The following is a 1,244-nucleotide window of genomic DNA, read 5'->3' on the forward strand; positions in this document are numbered from 1 at the left end:
GTCGCGGCCCGCGACGCGCGGACGGGGTTCACCCGGAGGGGCGCTCCCTGCGGGCGGGGGTCACCAACGGTGGTGGACCTGGCCGCGGATCTCCCGGTCGTACAGCTCCGCCACGGCCGCCGACGTCTCCTCGGAGAGGGCCGGCAGCTCGGCCGCCGCGGCGTTGGCACGGGCCTGCTCGGCGTTGCGGGCGCCCGGGATCACGGTGGTCACGCCGGGCTGCTGGATGATCCACCGGAGCGCGGTCTGCGCGGGGGTGGCGCCTTCGGGGGCCAGGGCCGCGAACTCGCGTGCGGCGCGCACCCCGGTCTCGTAGTCGACGCCCGAGAAGGTCTCGCCCTGGTCGAACGCCTCGCCCTTGCGGTTGTAGGTGCGGTGGTCCTCCGGGGCGAAGGTCGTCTCCTCGGTGTACCGGCCGGAGAGCAGGCCGGAGGCGAGCGGCACCCGGGCGATGATCGCCACGCCGGCCGCTTCGGCGGCGGGCAGCACCCGCTCCAGCGGCTTGAGGCGGAACGGGTTGAGGATGATCTGCACGGCGGCGGTGCCGGGGCGCGCGATGGCGTCGAGCGCCTGGTCGCAGGTCTCGACGCTCACGCCGTAGGCGCGGACGCGCTCCTCCTCGACCAGGCGGTCAAGGGCGTCGTACACGGCGTCCGAGGCGACGACCTCGCTCGGCGGGCAGTGCAGCTGCACCAGGTCCAGGATGTCGGCGCCCAGGTTGGTACGCGAACGGTCGGTCCAGGCGCGGAAGTTGGCAAGGGTGTAGTTGGCGGCCTCCTGCGGGACGCGGCGGCCGAACTTGGTGGCGACGGTGATGCCGTGACCGGGGCGGTTCCGCAGGTACTCCCCGATGAGCCGTTCGCTGCGGCCGTCCCCGTAGACATCGGCGGTGTCGAAGAAGGTGACGCCGGAGGCGATCGCGGCGTCCAGCAGCGCGGGCGCGTCCTCGTCCGGGAACTGACCCCAGTCGCCGCCGAGTTGCCAGGTGCCCAGGCCGACGACCGAGAGCTTTCGGCCGAACCGGCGGCAGAGCCGCTCCTCCATGTGGGGGTTCTCCCTCTCGTGTTGCCCGCCGCAGACCGGCGGACGTGGACCTACACGATGCCACGGAGCCGCGGGGTGCGGGTGGCCGTCCGGTTCCGGAACCGGTTCCGCCGCGGGTCGCGCGCCGCGGCGCGCCGGCACCGGACCGCCTGCACCGCTGGCGGGCGGCGTCGGGCCGCGCGGGGAGGCTGCGTCGGGCC

The 1,244-nt window shown here is 74.8% G+C and carries 1 protein-coding gene; it reads right to left on the reverse strand.

What is annotated here, in order from left to right; genetic code table 11:
• Positions 1-60: 60 nt before the first annotated feature.
• Positions 61-1,044 carry an aldo/keto reductase gene (locus HCN56_RS15610; RefSeq protein WP_167971576.1) on the reverse strand — a complete coding sequence of 328 codons (984 nt, stop codon included), beginning with the start codon at positions 1,042-1,044 and terminating at the stop codon, positions 61-63.
• Positions 1,045-1,244: the final 200 nt, after the last annotated feature.

This window comes from Streptomyces lonarensis, from assembly GCF_012033735.1.
GTDB classification, from domain to species: domain Bacteria; phylum Actinomycetota; class Actinomycetes; order Streptomycetales; family Streptomycetaceae; genus Streptomyces; species Streptomyces lonarensis.

Coding starts and splice junctions, on each gene's coding strand:
- HCN56_RS15610 (WP_167971576.1), bottom strand. CDS start 1,044: ATGGAGGAGCGGCTCTGCCGCCGGTTCGGCCGAAAGCTCTCGGTCGTC.